This window comes from Butyrivibrio hungatei (assembly GCF_900101605.1).
Classification (GTDB): Bacteria; Bacillota; Clostridia; order Lachnospirales; family Lachnospiraceae; genus Butyrivibrio; species Butyrivibrio hungatei_B.
In genome coordinates this window covers 1-17,601 of sequence record NZ_FMUR01000019.1, presented here as the reverse complement: position 1 = coordinate 17,601, position 17,601 = coordinate 1, and the positions used below count along the sequence as shown (strand labels likewise).

The 17,601-nt window shown below is 39.4% G+C and carries 15 protein-coding genes and 1 riboswitch; all 15 genes read right to left on the bottom strand.

Annotated elements, in window-relative coordinates; translation table 11 throughout:
• Positions 1–7: 7 nt before the first annotated feature.
• Positions 8–2,161 carry a GGDEF domain-containing phosphodiesterase gene (locus BLP87_RS13635; RefSeq protein WP_074463160.1) on the bottom strand — a complete coding sequence of 718 codons (2,154 nt, stop codon included), beginning with the start codon at positions 2,159–2,161 and terminating at the stop codon, positions 8–10.
• A gap of 213 nt (positions 2,162–2,374) precedes the next feature.
• Positions 2,375–2,938: a TIGR01440 family protein gene (locus BLP87_RS13630; protein WP_074463159.1), complete on the bottom strand. Its 564-nt coding sequence runs from the start codon at positions 2,936–2,938 to the stop codon at positions 2,375–2,377.
• 13 nt (positions 2,939–2,951) lie between these two features.
• Complete coding sequence (locus tag BLP87_RS13625) at positions 2,952–3,497, bottom strand: ECF transporter S component (protein ID WP_074463158.1); 546 nt, start codon at positions 3,495–3,497, stop codon at positions 2,952–2,954.
• A gap of 141 nt (positions 3,498–3,638) precedes the next feature.
• The gene (locus BLP87_RS13620) at positions 3,639–5,069 is read right to left on the bottom strand and encodes a MocR-like pyridoxine biosynthesis transcription factor PdxR (RefSeq protein WP_330390077.1); all 1,431 of its coding nucleotides are present in this window, start codon (positions 5,067–5,069) and stop codon (positions 3,639–3,641) included.
• A 6-nt stretch (positions 5,070–5,075) separates the two neighbouring features.
• The gene (locus BLP87_RS13615) at positions 5,076–6,413 is read right to left on the bottom strand and encodes an ATP-binding protein (RefSeq protein ID WP_074463157.1); all 1,338 of its coding nucleotides are present in this window, start codon (positions 6,411–6,413) and stop codon (positions 5,076–5,078) included.
• A gap of 339 nt (positions 6,414–6,752) precedes the next feature.
• Positions 6,753–7,931, bottom strand: a complete 1,179-nt coding sequence (locus tag BLP87_RS13610; RefSeq protein WP_026654067.1) for a phosphoribosylaminoimidazolecarboxamide formyltransferase — start codon at positions 7,929–7,931, stop codon at positions 6,753–6,755.
• 92 nt (positions 7,932–8,023) lie between these two features.
• Positions 8,024–8,731: an IMP cyclohydrolase gene (locus BLP87_RS13605; protein ID WP_074463156.1), complete on the bottom strand. Its 708-nt coding sequence runs from the start codon at positions 8,729–8,731 to the stop codon at positions 8,024–8,026.
• Between the two features lie 229 nt (positions 8,732–8,960).
• Positions 8,961–9,046: riboswitch (ZMP/ZTP riboswitch) on the bottom strand.
• A gap of 356 nt (positions 9,047–9,402) precedes the next feature.
• The gene (locus BLP87_RS13600) at positions 9,403–9,672 is read right to left on the bottom strand and encodes a hypothetical protein (RefSeq protein WP_074463155.1); all 270 of its coding nucleotides are present in this window, start codon (positions 9,670–9,672) and stop codon (positions 9,403–9,405) included.
• 95 nt (positions 9,673–9,767) lie between these two features.
• Positions 9,768–10,847: an FtsW/RodA/SpoVE family cell cycle protein gene (locus tag BLP87_RS13595; protein WP_074463154.1), complete on the bottom strand. Its 1,080-nt coding sequence runs from the start codon at positions 10,845–10,847 to the stop codon at positions 9,768–9,770.
• A gap of 151 nt (positions 10,848–10,998) precedes the next feature.
• Entirely contained in the window at positions 10,999–11,805 is an 807-nt protein-coding gene (locus BLP87_RS13590; protein WP_074463153.1) for a hypothetical protein, read from the bottom strand.
• Between the two features lie 26 nt (positions 11,806–11,831).
• On the bottom strand, positions 11,832–13,328 hold the full coding sequence (locus tag BLP87_RS13585) for a hypothetical protein (protein ID WP_074463152.1): 1,497 nt from the start codon (positions 13,326–13,328) through the stop codon (positions 11,832–11,834).
• A gap of 109 nt (positions 13,329–13,437) precedes the next feature.
• A complete protein-coding gene (locus BLP87_RS13580; protein ID WP_026654061.1) occupies positions 13,438–13,620 on the bottom strand; it encodes a hypothetical protein in 183 nt (60 codons plus the stop codon).
• Positions 13,621–13,829: 209 nt separating this feature from the next.
• On the bottom strand, positions 13,830–16,001 hold the full coding sequence (locus tag BLP87_RS13575; protein WP_242871871.1) for an ATP-dependent helicase: 2,172 nt from the start codon (positions 15,999–16,001) through the stop codon (positions 13,830–13,832).
• A gap of 82 nt (positions 16,002–16,083) precedes the next feature.
• Positions 16,084–17,115 (bottom strand): hypothetical protein, encoded by a 1,032-nt coding sequence (locus tag BLP87_RS13570; RefSeq protein WP_074463151.1) that lies wholly within the window; start codon positions 17,113–17,115, stop codon positions 16,084–16,086.
• Positions 17,116–17,332: 217 nt separating this feature from the next.
• Positions 17,333–17,601, bottom strand: a 269-nt coding sequence (locus BLP87_RS13565) for a hypothetical protein (RefSeq protein ID WP_242871870.1), incomplete at its 5' end; no start/stop codon positions are given.

Genomic DNA, 17,601 nt, shown 5'->3' with positions numbered 1-17,601 from the left:
GTCACCTCTATTTGTCCATCTGTTCCAAAACATCTGCGAGAGTATCAAGTTGATCAATATACCTGCATCCCGCAATAAATTTCCACTTACCATTATAGTAAAAAGGCAGAATGATGTACATTAGGATTCTGTCCTCCTCTCCGGGAAGCGCAGACTTATAATAATCAGTAAGATAATGCCTGCCGGTATTGTCAATCCGCTCGTGGACAGTGTTTATATCAAAGAACTTTCTAAAGCGTTCCCTGTCCTCCTCTCTTATGTGCATATTTGAATAAAGCTGCACAGCCGTGGTGGACCTTCGTTCAACATCAGAAAGCATCTTCTGATTACCGCTGATAAAGATGTTTTCTACAGTGCCCTCTTCTTCAAATATATCTATTCTGTTGTAAAGATTCATAAGATGCATGACAACAGCGCTGTAATCATCTGCCGTATGCGCAGTCTTTTCCGCCGTGATATTTTTTGAAACCAGCGCAAATGCAGCCTTATCGCCATGTCTTGAAAGAAATCTGACCTTAGTATTTACCACATTGCCGTTGGCGACAAGATCCGCTTCACTCCTATGATTGTAGGAAGTCTCAGCCAGTTTGAGGATATTGGCAAGACCTCTGCTGTTGTCCATTTCCTTTGACACACTAAGCTTATTTGCCTGTTCAAGGTCTTCCGCACCGATATTTTTCATAAATTCGATGTAGGCCTCATTGGCATATATGAAAGTCACTTTATCATCGCACAGCTCAGCTATTGCGATCGGAAGTTTTATCATTATCTCCATCGTCTTGGTGCGAAGCGGCGTGCTGTTTAAGAAATTCACGGTTCCGATATCATCGTAATATGAACTGAAATCAAATTCCTCACAATTTTCGGAGCTACAATCAGCGCTCCTTACAAATTCAGAAACAGGCTTGGGCTTTCCAAAGAGATACCCCTGCATCTTTTCACATCCTATTTTCAAAAGAAATTCATACTGTTCTTCCGTCTCCACACCCTCTGCAAGTGTGTGTATTCCGAGCTCTTTTGCCATATTGACGATGGATGCAAGAATTATCCTTGATTTCTGATTCGTCTCAAATTCACGCAGGAATCCCATATCTATCTTTACAACATCAAAATCATAGTCTTTCAGGTTGTTAAAAGAGCTGTATCCCGCGCCAAAATCATCCATCCAGACTTCATATCCGGCATCCCTGAACTTCTTTATGTGCTTGCCGAGAAAATCTGCCCCCGCAGCTATCGCACTCTCCGTGACCTCGATATGAAGGAGTTCCTTTGGTATATCATACTTTGCTCTGCACTTATCAATCTCGCTCATGATGTCGCAAAGCTCAAAATCAAGCCTCGAAAGATTGACCGATATCGGCTCAACTTCATATCCCGAATCGATATCATCCCTCAGATCCGAGCATACCTGATCTATCATATATATATCCAGCCGGTGTATCAGGTGAACGCTCTCAAGCACTTCAATAAAAACAGCGGGAGAAATGATTCCATACTGTGGATCGAGCCATCTTGCAAGTGCCTCGTATCCGCAGACTTTTCTTGTTACAGCTCTTATCTCTTTCTGGTAATAAACCTGAAAATATCTCTGTTTAAAAGCGTTTTCAAAATTATCTATAACATACTGACGAAGCTCATTTCTTTTGTCCAGTTCTTCCGTGTACAGGTTGTTGTCTCTGTCATAAACTCTTATGATGTCATCGCACGCCATTTTAGCCCTGTCAACCATGATAACAGGGTCTTCTTCGTCACCTTTGGCGCAGTAGATGCCGGCCTTTATCTTCATCTTAAGGCCCTTTTCATAATTATGCACAGCCTCTCTGAATTCTTCCAGTTTTTCGAGAAGCTCTTCTTTTACAATGGATTTTCCAAGGACAATAAACTGGTCGCCGCTTGTTCTCGCAACCAATTCATCAGGGAAAAGATTTTTAAGTTCATGTGCCATTCCTCTCAGAAAGTCGTTACCTCCGGCGAAGCCGTACTTCTGATTGAACACCTTAAAATTCATGACATTTATATAGATGATAACGGTGCTGTCGGATGCGGAATATTGATCATGTCCCTGCAGATGTTCCAGGATTCCCGTAAGATTATGCAATCCCGTGAGTTCATCTATATGATTTTTTTCTTCGATAGTTATAACATCTTCAATTTGCTTCATAATGTTTCTATAGCCTCCAAAAAAGTAAGCCGACACTTATTAACGCAAATAAAAATATCAATTATCGTATAATTATAAATATTATAACATAAGATTTACACAATAATTGATATTTACAGTAATTTAAGATGTTTGCTATGTTTCGTTTACCAGATATGAAATATTATACAAACACTTCAGGGACGCTTTCGCTCCACCTCGCTCATCCCCTCCTTACATGAGGTTTTCATCGTAGATGGCTCTCTGGCCGCCGACGTACTTCGGACGGTGACGAGCACAAATAATCGGAGCGGCTCCGATTTTTCTGAGTGAGATTCTCATTGGAACAACAACCGAATGCAAGTGCATACCGATCATGGTTCCGCCGATATCTATTCCTGCGTCTGCCTTTCCGTTGATCGATTCTACGAGAACAGGATTTTTGAATCTCTGATAACAAACGGTTGCAAAAGCTCCGCCGGCGTGATTTGGCTGAGGAATTGCATTAACCTGTTCAAAGCCGTATTTCTCCATGGTCTCTCTTTCAACCACAAGTGCTCTGTTGAGGTGCTCGCAGCACTGCGCTGCCATAAAAATACCTTTTTCCTCAAGCACGGGAACAATCCCATCGAATACCGCATTCGCAGAATCCAGATTTGTAGCGGTTCCTATCTGGTCTCCCAGTATCTCACTTGATGAACATCCAACCACAAAAATTGATCCCGGCGCAAGATTCGCCTTCTCAAGTATCTCTGTTACCGCCTGTTTGCTCTGCTCTGTTATCTCTTTAAAATCCATAATTTCATCCTCTTTATTCAAATTCCATTCGCCTGAATATCTTCATAAGTCCAAGCTTATAGCACAAAAACAGCGAGCCCACAACTCCGAGTAAAGCCTGCGCTATCTCGTAAGGAAGCTTGATCATGGCATATTCAAACGTACTGTACACATATATCTTTCCAAGTGTATATCCAACAACCATTATAACAGCGCCTATCAGTGTTGCAACAACCGATGTGATAAAATGTGTCTTCTTTATCCTTCCAAACTTTGAACTTACTATAATCGAGATGACCGCAGCCTGAAGCCCGTGTGTCACAAGCGATACAAACATCGGTGCCGGGTAAAAGAGAACATCTCCCAAAAAAGATCCGATTCCTCCAACCACGAAAGCCGCAAGCGGGTCAAGCAAAAGCGCCGCGGTGCATATAATAAGATCGCATAAATACAGATGCCCTCCGGGAACCGGGATTCCGAAACTCGACATAATAATGTTAAGTCCCATAAACAGTCCCGTCAGCGCTATCCATCTTACATAATTTTTGTTTTTAAGATTGTTTGTCTGTGTCTGAGTCATATTTTTTCCGCCTTTAGTCCTTTTATTTTAAGCACCTGCACATGTTTTCACGAAAAAACTCTGCGCGGCTTTTAAAATATAACACCGTCATGGTATTTATATAATACATAATTTTATATTATTTTTTAATACCACTTTTTTTCACAGGCAGGACCTTAACGTTTGCAACGCTTTGGGCAAAAGACCTGTATCAAGATTGGAATAGTCTATTATAAATCGCCCCTGCAGCCGCTTATCGGGAGTTTCCATGCAGTAATCCGAAACCGCAGAGATTTTTATCCTGCTTTTTTTCAGCATATCTTCAATCTCTTTGTCCGTATGCTTTGTAAAAAGCTGCAAGATAAAATGCAGACCGGAATCATTCTCGATAAGTCTGTAATCTACGCCGTCAAGCTCTCTTTTTATTATCTCAAGGACGCTCTCACGCTTTCTTGTATACTGATGCCTCATCCTGTTTATATGCTTCTCGAAATATCCTTTTTTGATAAAATCCGATAAGTTGTACTGATCGAACGTAGGGACCGTGCAGGAATAAAAGGACAGCTTCTCGTAAAAGCGCTCCGCAAGATGCGCGGGAAGCACCATGTATCCTATTCGTATCGTGGAAGTAAGCGACTTGGAAAAAGTATTGATATATATAACTTTCTCTGACGTATCCATGCTCTGCAGCGGCGGAATGGGGTTGCCCCTCAGCCTGAACTCACTGTCATAGTCATCTTCGACAATGTATCTTCCTTCCTCTTCCATTGCCCATGCCATTATCTCGCCGCGCCTTCCTATGGGCATTGTTATCCCCGTCGGAAAGTGGTGTGTCGGGCTTATATGCGCAATATCAGCTTTTGTCCTCACAAGTTCCGAGACAAGAAGCCCTGAACTATCCATCTTGCCAAAAGCATGTTTTACTCCTTCAGCTTCGTAGATCTGGCTTATCTTTCGGTAGCCGGGATCTTCAACGCAGTATTTCTTGTCTTTTCCAAGAAGCTTTATTATAAGTCCGTAAAGATACTCGGTTCCCGCTCCCACGACAATCTGATCGGGTGATGCATGGAGTCCCCGAAATGACGCAAGATGCCCCGCTATAGCCTCTCTAAGCTCATAAATACCGCTACTTTCCGAAACTTCAAGAAGTTTGTCGCTCCTTCCCGCAACATTCTCTCTTGTCAGCTTCGCCCACACCGAAAAAGGAAATGTCTCCGCCGCCGGACGGCTCAAAGAAAAATCAAAGTCATACTCGTCCTTCGTTTTCTTTGCCTTCGCTTTATAATCACTTTTTTTCTCCTCGGGAAAAGAAATCTTCAAAGTCTCGGCAACGAAATATCCCCTCTTTGGCACAGCCTCTATATATCCCTCTTCCACAAGCTGATCGTAGGCATTGTCCACCGTTACCGTGCTTATCCCAAGATTTCCCGACAGACTCCGCCTCGACGGAAGCTTTTCCCCGGGCAAAAGAACTCCTTTGGTGATGTCAGCTTTTATAAAATTGTACAGTTTCTGATAAAGGGGGCCTTCCCCTTTCGAAAAATCGTATGTAAGCATAGTTATAATATAATATGAATAATTTTTATTTGGCAAAATATATTACAGTTCTTCTATTATAAACGGAAGCATGTAGATCGGCTTTAAGTGTAAGTTATTATCCTTTCCAACATCCTTTTGCGACAGAAGCACTGCCTGCGAAACATATTTTGAATACTTCTTGCAAAATGAATCTATGGACTCATGCCTTTTGGTAACTGAAGACTTTACTTCCAAAGGGAGCAGTTTTGTCTTATCCTGAATCAAGAAATCAACTTCATAATAATGTGTGCTGTTTTCTTTTTTCCATGTATGGTAATATGCTGCTCTGTTTGTTGCGGTTATCATCTGTGCAACTGCATTTTCATAAAGATATCCAAGGTCTGCCGGCAACTTATCTCCAAGAAGCTTGCTATATATACTTTCATCTGTCTTAGGTGAAGCATTAAAGATCATTGTTGTAAACAGACCAATATCAGACAGATATAGCTTAAACGTATCTTCATCTTTAGACTGTGCCAATGCTATGCTGGGATTATACGTGTTATAACATGCAATTACTGTCTTTGAATCCAAAAGATCGGACATTCTTTCCACATCTTTATTTGTCTTCCGCTTTCCTGTCGCCTTTGCAATAACATATTTCTTCTTGTTTGTAGCCAACTGGCTGGGTATAGACTCATACATCTTGCCAATAATCCCCGAGCTGTCTATTTTTTTGAAATCATCAATGTAAAGTTCAATTATGTCACGTTTTACTCTGTCAATTTCAGAAAAGTTTTTTCCACTTACATAGGCTTCTACAGACTGAGGCATCCCGCCCACAGCCATATATATTCTAAAATCCCTCATTAGTTTTCTGTTTGTCCCATTTCCCACTTCCGTCCCCATCTTATATAGGTCACGGAGTAATGGATATGTGTCATTTCCTATTGCCCACATGAACTCTTCATAATCCATCGGATACACAGGAATCTTATGCTCCTCTGAAGGTATAACGATGTCTTTAACATTTTTCTTTATACTGATAAGTGACCCTGTTTCTATATAGTCGTATGTGCCATCAGCAACCAGATATTTTATTGCCTGACGTACCAGTGGTTGACGCTGAATTTCATCAAAAATTATTACCGATTCCCTTCGATATAGCGTAACGTTTGTCACAGCCTGTAATCGCAAAAAGAACATCTTATGATTGGCTATATCCGTGAATACGTCCAGAAGTTCCTGCGTAATGTTAGCAAAGTCAATCTTTATGTATGATCTGTAGTTTGCCTTTGCAAATTCTTCCGCTATGGTAGATTTTCCCACTCGCCGTGCACCCTCAAGCAAAGCTGCGTATTTTGGTGCATAGTTGTTTTTCCAATCCGTAAGTTCTTCAAATACTTTTCTTCTAAACATTTATTGACCTCTTTGTTAACGATACAGGGTTTATTACATTTTATCAACATAATTTTATTATAAAAATGTCGTTTCTTCAATATTTTTATTGTCAGAAAATGTCATTTCTTCACTTTTTCTTTTTTCAAAAAATGTCATTTCTTCACTTTTTTATTTTGCAAAAAATGTCATTTCTTCACTATTTTTATTTACAAACTGCGCCAATACAAGATAAAGCCGATAAACTGCCTGTTTCGTCAGGTCAGCCTACCGGCTTTATATCTGTCGGAAATCTTCGACATGCTGTCATATAAGATATCCGTATGATTCATGTACTGATCAAGTTTTTATCTGTGCGCATCAATGATGGAAAAGTCTGAGTCCTGTAAATGCCATTACCATATCGTGGCTGTTTGCTGCCTCGATAACGTTGTCATCACGAACAGATCCGCCGGGCTGTGCAACATACTTAACACCGCTCTTGAATGCTCGCTCGATGTTATCTCCGAAGGGGAAGAAAGCATCTGAGCCAAGTGCTACGTCTGTGTTCTTGTCAAGCCAAGCTCTCTTTTCAGCCTCTGTGAATACTTCGGGCTTCTCTTTAAAGATGTTCTGCCACTTGCCGTCTGCAAGAACATCCATGTAATCTGCACCGATGTAAAGGTCGATTGCGTTGTCTCTGTCAGGTCTCTTGATGTTATCAAGGAAAGGAAGGTTAAGAACCTGAGGTGCCTGACGAAGGAACCAGTTGTCAGCCTTAGAACCTGCAAGTCTTGTGCAATGGATTCTTGACTGCTGTCCTGCTCCGATCCCGATAGCCTGTCCGCCCTTTACGTAGCAAACTGAATTGGACTGTGTATATTTAAGTGTGATAAGTGCGATGATAAGATCAATCTTAGCAGACTCGGGAAGCTCTTTGTTATCTGTAACGATATTTGTGAGCATGTCCTCACCGATCTCGATAAAGTTGTGTCCCTGCTCGAAAGTTACGCCGAACACCTGCTTCTTCTCAATCGCATCGGGAACATAGTTCTCGTCAATCTTGATAACAGCGTAGTTTCCGCCCTTTTTAGCCTTAAGGATCTCAAGTGCCTCATCTGTGTAGCCTGGAGCAATGATTCCGTCTGAAACTTCTCTTTTTACAAGCATTGCTGTGTCCTTGTCGCACACATCAGAAAGAGAGATGAAATCTCCGAAAGATGACATTCTGTCAGCTCCGCGAGCTCTTGCATAAGCGTTTGCAAGAGGTGAAAGCTCGCCAAGATCCTCTACCCAATAGATTTTCTTTTCAATATCTGAAAGAGGTGTTCCTACAGCGGCACCTGCAGGTGAAACGTGCTTGAAAGAAGTTGCCGCAGGAAGTCCTGTAGCTTTCTTAAGCTCAGAAACAAGCTGCCATCCGTTCAAAGCATCAAGAAGATTGATATATCCCGGTCTTCCGTTAAGTACTTCGATGGGAAGATCTTTTCCGTTTTCCATATAAACCCTTGAAGGCTTCTGATTGGGGTTACATCCGTATTTAAGTTCGATTTCGTTCATATTGATTCTCCTGTTATATGATATCCGAATTACCGTGTTCCTTCTAAAAACGTGCAATCATGCGCGTTACAAATAAAACTTGCGATATTATATCACTTGTTCTTATTGATGATTCTTGTCTCGTACTTACCTGTCTCGATGTCAATGAATCTTGTGAAAAGAGATACCTTATTATCTTCGTTAAGGGCTTCCCACACATTATTTGTGAAAGTATCGATGTCTCCCTCGATGTTTACAAGTGTAGGCTCTCCTTCGTAGCTGGGAAGGGGATTTGCGTCCTTCATATATGTGTGAATGAAGTATCCCTCGCCTGCCTTGGGGTTCTCATATGAATATGTAAATCTCTGGCATGATGAAGGATCACCGTTGTTGCTCTTTAAGATAGACATTGAAAAGTCGTACTTGCCGTTTTCAACGTTCATGATACCTGAAATACGAGGTGTGTAGTTAGGAGCATCGGGCTCAAACTCTCTTGTGCGAAGAGCCTGCTCAAATGTCTTACCCTCTTTCATAAGGTCATATACTGTATCAGTCTGATCGCCGTTTGTAACGATCGTTGAATTTCCAAGAACACGTACAGGTGCATAAATGATAAGGCTTGGATCTTCCATCTTGGAAGGATCGAATGCCTGTGTACGGATTCCCTCTCCGTCTTCAACAAATACTCTGTTTCTGCTATTCTCACTTCTTCCCATGATGAAGTAAGCACAAGCTGCCTTCTTGCCGTCAGCTGTAAAGCCGATAACAATACCTCTTCCCGGGTATGTTGTGCGTGAAATTTCCTGCTTCAAATCTACCATTTCTTTTCCTCCGTATATATCACTGAACTCGCTTGTAACAAGGAAGTTCCGCTCTCGCATTCGCTCGCCGGAACTAAGTAGTACACTACGGTTCGAAAATACCGAACCTAGTGATTACTTAAAGGAAGTTCCGCTCTCGCATTCGCTCGCCGGAACTAAGTAGTACACTACAGTTCGAAAATACCGAACCTAGTGATTACTTAAAAAAAACCGCCTGAGCATCCACAAAAGCGGTTGCCCAGGCGGTCGACATTCATAATATATTTCCATACTCCCATGTGGTTACCCACTTATCCGCCAGTTGTATGAACACATATAGCGTACACTTTTACCACCAAAAAATCAAGGAAAAGAATCCTGCTTTTTATCTATGATATTTTTACTTCTAAACAGCTGTTTTTTCATGTTCACAGATAAATTGCCTCATACACACTTTTTCTATCTGAGTTTTTTCACCTCATAACACTTGTTATTTTACATTTTCACAGATAAATCGCTCCATACATACTTTTCTATCTGTGTTTTTTTGCTATTTCTTCAATTTTTCACAGATAAATCACTTCAAATACACTCCTTCTATCTGTGTTCTTCATTTTTAAGCAGCGTAGAGTGAAATTTTCAAGCAGTTTTTCAAAGAGTTATTTACAAACCCATATTTCCTTAACCTACCGTCACTCCTCCACTGTTTCAGGCACGTTTTTTTCTGTATATTCTGAATCGTTTGTATATAATTTATCGCCTTCGCCACCTACATTGAGACTAAGATATATCTTTCCGCTATCCGTCATCACAGCCTTATATTCCACGCCATAAGTAGGGACAATGCAATCCACAACTCTGCACTTCTCGCCTGTCTTGGTTTCGGTATCCTTATAATCAACCGCTCCTATCTCAGTTCCAAACTTAAAGTAATCATCGTACACTTCATCGTCGCCGATCATCTTTTTTATCTCCGATAATTGAGACTCGGTGTAAGCTTAGATAAAAAATACGTTTCTTATTCATCATCTCTTCTTGCTCCTCCAACTTAAATCATTCAGTAGCGCATCAAGTTCCTTACAGCATATCTAAAGAACCTGTCTCTTGTGCCTTTTCCTTTGCAAACACTGAGTATTATTCCCACAAAGATATAAGCCATCACAATATAACTCGTTTGTGATGAAAAGAACGGCAAGAACGTATCAGTGTATGGTATCGTTCCGGTATTTTCAAATATGTTGATCACTGTATTTTCCAAAAGGACGTTAAGACACCCTGTTCCCATCAGGAAACTGAGATCGTTTTTACACCTAAAGACCGACTTGTAGCCAAATGCGATAACAGCTATAACCAGAAGCGCAATGCCGATCGCCGGTAAAAGTCCATATCGATTTGCCTGATATGCAAGCAGATAATCCAGGTCGGGCTTTGGTAAAAATTTCAAATTCTCTTTTCCCGAACTTCCGACAAGATTCACATCAAAGAAAGATTGAACCGTTGATTCGTCCAGTGAAAAGACATTGCTCATTGTTTTATGTCCCCATCTAGCGATCACTCCGGTCTTATCGACAAATACCGATGCAGCAAACACGATAACAGCAAGTGCTGCCAGAGACAAAAGAAAATTTATCTTAAACCATCTTTTCTTGATACAATACAAAAGCTGCATGATCATAGCCGACAAAAGCACAATCTCCGTCATCACGCGCGTGCTTTTATGTATGATCAAAATGGGAACAATCATCCAAAGTATTGCCTTTAGAAGCTCCAAAATCCCGCCGCGCCTGTATTTATGCAGAACCGCTCCGTAAACCGGAACATAAAGACACATCACCGCCGCAGTCAAGACTTTCACAGAGCCAAATCCAAGATACATATTTTCAGGTTGAAACCTAAGAAATACCAGAATCAGTATTATGCCTACCGCAATCTCTTTTGCCCGCTTTGCTATCAGATTATGGCCTATCATATACACCGCAATCATGACAATTATTCCAATGCCAACACTTGTATAGAAAGTACTGTTTCCGGTTAGTTTTATTGATTTATCTTTTCCCATAAACCAATGTACAATGATGCTTATAACTCCTATAAGCGCTGCTGTAATAACTACATCCCACTCAATCTTACGATGCATATAGAAAAAATTTCCTCCTGAATTATGATATATAAAAAAGTTGTACATTATCATAATGCCGCTGTAAAGCGAATACAGGCAGGATTCACAAAATTTTCATATCATGCGTTATTATTCGATAGCTATAGTCTTTATTTATGTAATACCATGGTTAATCCTTGAAAGGATGAAGTTGAAACTTTGGTCTGTTATATTTTTGCTCAAGCTCTTCGTTCATCTCATCATACTCTTTTTCAGTCAATTCACGATTCTGCAAAGAGCTGTCATAATAGTAGAAATGATTCTGAAACACGTCATCAGACCATTCGAATTCATAATGTATACCTTCAATAAGATCCAAGTTTCCGGCCTTGCACCTATAATATTCAACACCATAAGGCATAGGAGGAAAGTTAAAATCATATTTAACTACACCATCTTCGCATAATTCATAGCACTCTCTTTCTGAATAGCTTTCAAATACAGGATCAACTTTTCCGTCTCTAATGGTGTACATATTGTCAATATACGCATCATTTGGATTTTCTTCCGAGCCGGTAGTTCCCAAAAGTAATTCGTCTACTCCGTCCCCATCAATATCCACTTGTAAATATCCAAAACTATCGTTGTTTAAATCCTGCCACATGCAAAATGTAAACCATTCATACTGCTGCGCCCGATCAAAAAAAGTATCTGTATCCGATTCTCCCATTACATCCAGGAAGTTCTTTATATCTTCAATAAGTTCATCGTACGAATTATAATCTGCAATATGCTTCTCATATATTCTTGGGGTGACCGAAGATTCTTCCGAAGCAGCATCTTCAGTGTTTGCGGTACTCTCCTCATTGCTTAAAACTATTGCTGCTTCGTCGGTCACGCCGGACTCGTTGTCTGAATTCTTATTTGAACCACATCCTGCGGTTATTATTAAAATCATCAATGCTATGCCAATGGCTGTTATGTTTTTCTTCTTCATGTCGACCTCTTATTCATGGCTACAGATCAATAAGGCGCGGAATAGTAGAACCATTTTTCTTTATCATACATCACTCGATTTTGGAAAAAATGTTCATTAGGCTCTTCTATAAAGAATCCATCTTCTGTAATATCGGTTTTTTCAGCATCCCCCCACCCGGTGCTTGCCATGTAAGATGAATCATAATATGCATAAATTTTTTCTCCCTGCTTACTCAGAATTATACGAATAGAATCTTCACTATCTTTTTTCAGAACATAAAAAATACATTCATACACATTATCTAAATTAAGATCTGCATATGTTATATCCTGTATTTCCGATTGAGAATGTTCTATTTTTTTTAAAAAGTCACTAAAATGAATATCTTTGTAAATCGGATCGTTTCTGTACCTGGATACTGCATTCAGAATATTGTCTTTTTCCATGATTTCCGAGTAAAAATTTGGATTATTATTCGGGAAGGTATAATTCGCATTGTCTTGAGATGGCACATATGCTGAGATAATCTCATATTTTTCTATCGGAATTACATTATCAGGCGCAAATGATGTAAGAAAATATGCATCAGGCACTACATTCCTTACAGGTGTGAAATTTATATCATATTCTCCGGTTTCCGGATCTTCATACTCAGTACTTCCGGAATATAATTCTTTTGCTGTTAGCTCATTATTATTTAAAGAAAAAAGGGTAAATTCTTCACCTCCCATATGAGCCCAATATTGCAGTATTCCATTGCCGCTTGGATATGCATAGAACTCACTGTGACCGGTGCCTATCTCATCAATGCACTTAACTTTGTTATCAGTATATGTAAATACAAATGCATGATAATTAGCTTCACATTCACCATAGTGTACAATTAATTCAGGTATCGAATCTTTGTCGATGTCATATATAGAATATGAACCTCCCGGGTAACCATATTCATCAACTCCACACTCATCAATAACCTTAAGAAAACCAATATACGCCGCCTTGTAATCACTATACGTAACTTCTTGCGCCGCACTTATCGCCCTTTCCGCTCTTTCCGCGTTGATCTCTGTCGAATAAGATGCGCCTTTCGACAATATATTCTTTAATGTGACCATAGAAAAATCATCATCTAACGACTCATTAATAGCCGCTCCCACACTATTCCATCCGGAAAATACCTCATACTGATATTCAGACGTAGCCTCATATATTAAAACCATGTTTTCAGAATCCGAAACACCTATAACTGCAATGTCTTTTATTCCGTCATCATTAAAGTCAAAACAATCCATATCGGTAACTTTATCCAGATGGCGATATGTATTTATGGTTGCTTTGACTTCATTGTCTTTGATTATATCAATGTAGGTATAATTCTTTTTCTTGCCATGATCCATATAATCATCATTATAAACACTGATCTGAGCACTTCCCTGATCTTGAACAAGCTCAGATTCCATTTCGATCAGTTTTTTATTTTGGGATTCACATGCGGTTGCAAGTATAAGTATAGAAAGCGGAAGTATTATTCGTAATCTCATTGTTTGTCCTTTTCAAGTAATATATTTTATGCTATTTCATTCTGGTAAGTTCCGCATGTCCGTTTAATTCTTCATAAGATACATAGATCCTACAGAATTATCACCGGTCTCATAATAAACAATCTTTCTGCTCAGATTCCTGCTTGGTATCACCACCCGTTCCGGTTTCTTCATTCTTTGCAGAACTGTCCTGCTCTTTCGCTGCCTCTGTATCTGTCGTTTTGCCATGGCAAGATGATAAACATAATGTAAAAACAGTGAGTAAAAGTAACGGAAATATTTTTCTTTTCATTTTTAGCCTTTCTTGCGATAGTAAATTTCCATAACCATCAGACTCTTTCCCAATATTTATATCTTGTTTTAATATCTTCTGTCATTATTCCCCAATGTTTTCCACGTCCAAAAATAGTTGTACATTATCGCATTACTGCTGTAAAGCAGATGGGCGCAGGATTCACAGAATTTTCATAACACCTGTTGTTCTATAATCAAGTGCGGTCCTCATTGTTTTATCCTCATCCCGGTAGTAAATGCAAAGGGATATACAAATTTCCTTTCTATTCCATTATCGAATTTTACGGTGAACTTGGTCGGCACTTCATCATCATCCCAAGAAACATCTGTTATAATGCCTTCTCCGTATTTTGTCTGAATTATCCGTTCTCCGATAATAAGATTGTCCGGAACGTTTACGCCGGATGTAACCGGAACAGATTTCTTTTTTAGAAGCGGAGTCGATTTTAACAAAACGTTTTCTACCTTTTTCGCATTTGCATGCGTTTTTGCCGTATCCTTCTTTTTCTTGGGAGAAAGCTCGCCTGTAAATACCGATGGTGCATCATCGTATTTAAGTATTGTCAGATTATCTTTTGCTCTTGTGATGCCCACATAAAAAATTCGGCGCTCCTCTTCGTAATCGCGCTTTTCTTGTGGTGTTGCGCTCTTAAAGTTCTTGATCATCTTGCCGGGAAATACGCCATTTATCACGTCCATCAGAACAACATTATCATATTCAAGCCCCTTGCTGGAGTGGATGGTCGAAAGAATAAGTTTTGCCCTATAGTCTTCTCTCTTTTCCGTCAGTATCTTGCGAAGCAGGTCGAGCCTTTCAAGGAAACCGGAAATGGTCTTTTCTTTTTTTGCCAGCATCTTTAATATAAAGAGCTTATTTGTGGCAATGTTATTATCTTTCAGATAATCACCATATCCCATATATTTATCAATACGATTAAGTGCTTTGACCGGAGGCTCCATAGCCATGTTTCTAAAATGTGTTCTGAGAGACCTTACATTCCCGAGGACTCTCCCGTTTAGATCAATACTCTCTGCGGCATCCAAAATACCGATGTGCTTTCTGTCTGCTATATAGATCATTTTCTCTGCATCAGGTTTGCGAAGATATGTTTGGAACTTGAAGTAGATATTCATAAAAAGCGCAGGATCCGACGGATTTAACGCAAATTTCAGTATATTGGCAATATCAACCACTACTCTGTTTGAGAAAAAAGACATATCAGTGCTTTTTATTCTATAAGAAAAATCTTCTCTCTCGAGAAGATCAATAAGCGGAATAACACTTTCATTATCTCTATAGAGAATCGCAAGCCCTGAATCACTTGCCCCGGCCATTTCAAAAAGATATTTATATTGCGATTCTCTGCTCTTTAATGTTACATAATTTACTTCTGAAGAAGCTTCTCTTTCTGCGCACATATGCTTATTGTGGCGGTTAAAGTTCTTTTGTATAAAAAGATCTGCCGTCTCAACAATCTTGGCATTTGATCTGTAGTTTTTATTCATTACGAGAACTCTTGCACCTCTATGGTCTTTTTCAAAATTAAGAAGTGCATCGGGGTATGCAGCTCTAAAACCGTAAATACTCTGGTCTTCATCTCCCACCATGAAAAGATTACCGTTTTCTCCGGCAAGAAGTGAGATTATCATATGCTGGCTTTTTGAAGTATCCTGTGCTTCATCTACGCATATGTATTTGTACCTGTTCTTGAAAAAAGAAAGCATCTCCGAAGAGCTTTTGAGCATTCTATAGGCATAGATCATCTGATCGTCATAATCCATCAAACTTCTTGCTTTTAATTCTGCATTGTAACGATCGTATATTTTAAAGAGGTCTAGTCCTTCGTCTTCTCCGCGCTTTTTTATCTCTTCTTCCGTAAGAAGCATGTTCTTACAATATGTTATAAGAGTGCGAACGTTCTTTATATCGCTTTCTGTGGGATACTCATCCATTACGTCGATATATATGTCTGTAAGGATTTTTCCGGATAACTTATCGTCCGTTATAAGATCAAAAGGTTTTTTGCCGATACGTCTGCCATATTCTCTTATGACCTCGTAGCAGATTCCATTAATTGTCCTAAATTCAAGTAAATTAGAGGAAGCTCTTCCAAATACAGATTCAAATCGTCTTGCCATATCCTTTGTTGCGGCAACGGTATAGGTAAGAGTGAGTATATTTTCAGGTCGTATTCCTTTTACATAGAGCATATATCCGAGACGATTTATAAGGACCGTTGTCTTGCCGCTTCCCGGAACTGCAAGAAGCAGAACGAAGCCCTCAACCGCTCTTACAGCTGCAATCTGCTCATTATTAAGTTTTTGTCCGTATTTATCAATAAATTCCTTGTCTGTCATTATTTCCTTTTCGCTTACCATTTCCTCAGATACCATCGAGCCTATCATCTTCAATATCAGCTAAGCTCGCGCCTGCTTCCTTCGCGCCGGTGTGCAGATGTATTTAATCTTCTCCCCAAATCTCTACAAACTTGTCAAAATGCGGAAGTCTGAGCTTCATATATCCTCTTATTTCGTCGCTGACAAGATGTTTGTTTATCAATCTGCTCCTATAAACCGAATACGAAGCTGCATTCGCCATAAGTTTTTTAATATCTTCAGCTTTACCGTCTTTGGTCTTACATATGCATCTGACAACTTCTTTTTCACCGTTACTCAAAGATTTCCAAACCAGATCATATGAATCTCTAAACATTATCCTTTCAAATTCGGGAATGATATCGTTTAGTGTCTCATTCTTCTGTTTACCGAAATAAAGAGACCCAAGTACCTGATATGCATAAGCATATCCTTTGGTTTCCTCTTCGATTTTTTTTGCTTCCACAGCATCTATTTTCAACAGTTTCTGATACATGGCCGTAATATCATATTTGTTTAATCCCTTTATCTCAAGTTCATCTGCTCTCTTGAAAAAAGTAAGGTTTTTTTCTGATGAAAACTCCTCAATATTTTCAGCCAAACCTGTTACCAGCAAATAAATATGCATTCCTTCAAGTATCATCGAACCTATCATCGATAAAAGTCTGATCATTTCCGACGTCTTGGAAATATCATCTACTCCAACCAAAACATTATATTTTTTCTTATTTGCTTCTGCTACCATCTTAGTAAGCATCGCTTCATCAGAATAAAAATGCTCATTATCGGAAACCTTTTTCCCGACACTTACCTCAGTTACCCTACTCTTGGAATCTATAAAGCTCTCCATACTGAGTTTGGATATAAGAGTCTTAACAGCATCTCCTGCAGCAGAAAGAGGATATACCAGCCACTTCTTATCAGCTTTAAGCGCACGTATAACATTCCCGTATTCTACCGATTTGCCGGATCCCCTTATACCGGTTATCTTATAAACATATTTCGAGGACTCCTCGCTTGTAAAACTATTGATGATCTCATCAGCTATACATGTATCAATATAAGCCGCTCCTGCAATCCCCGGTGTTCTGGTAAACGGATCAACTCGCTTTTCCATCTTTCCTCCACTTTTATCCTTGTACTTCGTATTTTATCTTTTGTTATTATTATACTATATTTTTTATCTTTCGTTATTATTTATTATATTTTGTTATCTTCAACATGCTCTCACTTCCAAAATGACAGCTGTTTCTTCATTCATAACTTCCAATGTTTTTACCACTCAATGACCAAAATAATTTCAGCCGGAATTGAACTCCAATCCCGGTTTCTGTTTATTGTTTTACGTTAGACCAGAAACAATCAAGCAGATATGGAAGATTAGCATTAAGCATCCTGACATGACTTGAATAACTATAAATGACTCCCGGCTGATCAAGACCTTCGGAATGAGCAACGCAAACAAAACCGTCCCCTTCATAACCTATATACGTATGAACTGCTTTTGTTTTACCAGCTTCATTCTTCGTAACTATATTCACGAGTGTAAGACCATCTCCTATATCATATAGATCGACTTTACGCTCTGAAGGTTTATATTTAT

Bases quoted from the DNA above. Each gene is read 5' to 3' on its own strand.
- BLP87_RS13625 (WP_074463158.1), bottom strand. From the start codon at position 3,497: ATGACTCAGACACAGACAAACAATCTTAAAAACAAAAATTATGTAAGA.
- BLP87_RS13595 (WP_074463154.1), bottom strand. From the start codon at position 10,847: ATGCATCGTAAGATTGAGTGGGATGTAGTTATTACAGCAGCGCTTATA.
- BLP87_RS13570 (WP_074463151.1), bottom strand. From the start codon at position 17,115: ATGGAAAAGCGAGTTGATCCGTTTACCAGAACACCGGGGATTGCAGGA.
- BLP87_RS13630 (WP_074463159.1), bottom strand. From the start codon at position 2,938: ATGGATTTTAAAGAGATAACAGAGCAGAGCAAACAGGCGGTAACAGAG.
- BLP87_RS13615 (WP_074463157.1), bottom strand. From the start codon at position 6,413: ATGTTTAGAAGAAAAGTATTTGAAGAACTTACGGATTGGAAAAACAAC.
- BLP87_RS13605 (WP_074463156.1), bottom strand. From the start codon at position 8,731: ATGGTAGATTTGAAGCAGGAAATTTCACGCACAACATACCCGGGAAGA.
- BLP87_RS13585 (WP_074463152.1), bottom strand. From the start codon at position 13,328: ATGAGATTACGAATAATACTTCCGCTTTCTATACTTATACTTGCAACC.
- BLP87_RS13580 (WP_026654061.1), bottom strand. From the start codon at position 13,620: ATGAAAAGAAAAATATTTCCGTTACTTTTACTCACTGTTTTTACATTA.
- BLP87_RS13590 (WP_074463153.1), bottom strand. From the start codon at position 11,805: ATGAAGAAGAAAAACATAACAGCCATTGGCATAGCATTGATGATTTTA.
- BLP87_RS13635 (WP_074463160.1), bottom strand. From the start codon at position 2,161: ATGAAGCAAATTGAAGATGTTATAACTATCGAAGAAAAAAATCATATA.
- BLP87_RS13600 (WP_074463155.1), bottom strand. From the start codon at position 9,672: ATGATCGGCGACGATGAAGTGTACGATGATTACTTTAAGTTTGGAACT.
- BLP87_RS13610 (WP_026654067.1), bottom strand. From the start codon at position 7,931: ATGAACGAAATCGAACTTAAATACGGATGTAACCCCAATCAGAAGCCT.
- BLP87_RS13575 (WP_242871871.1), bottom strand. From the start codon at position 16,001: ATGGTAAGCGAAAAGGAAATAATGACAGACAAGGAATTTATTGATAAA.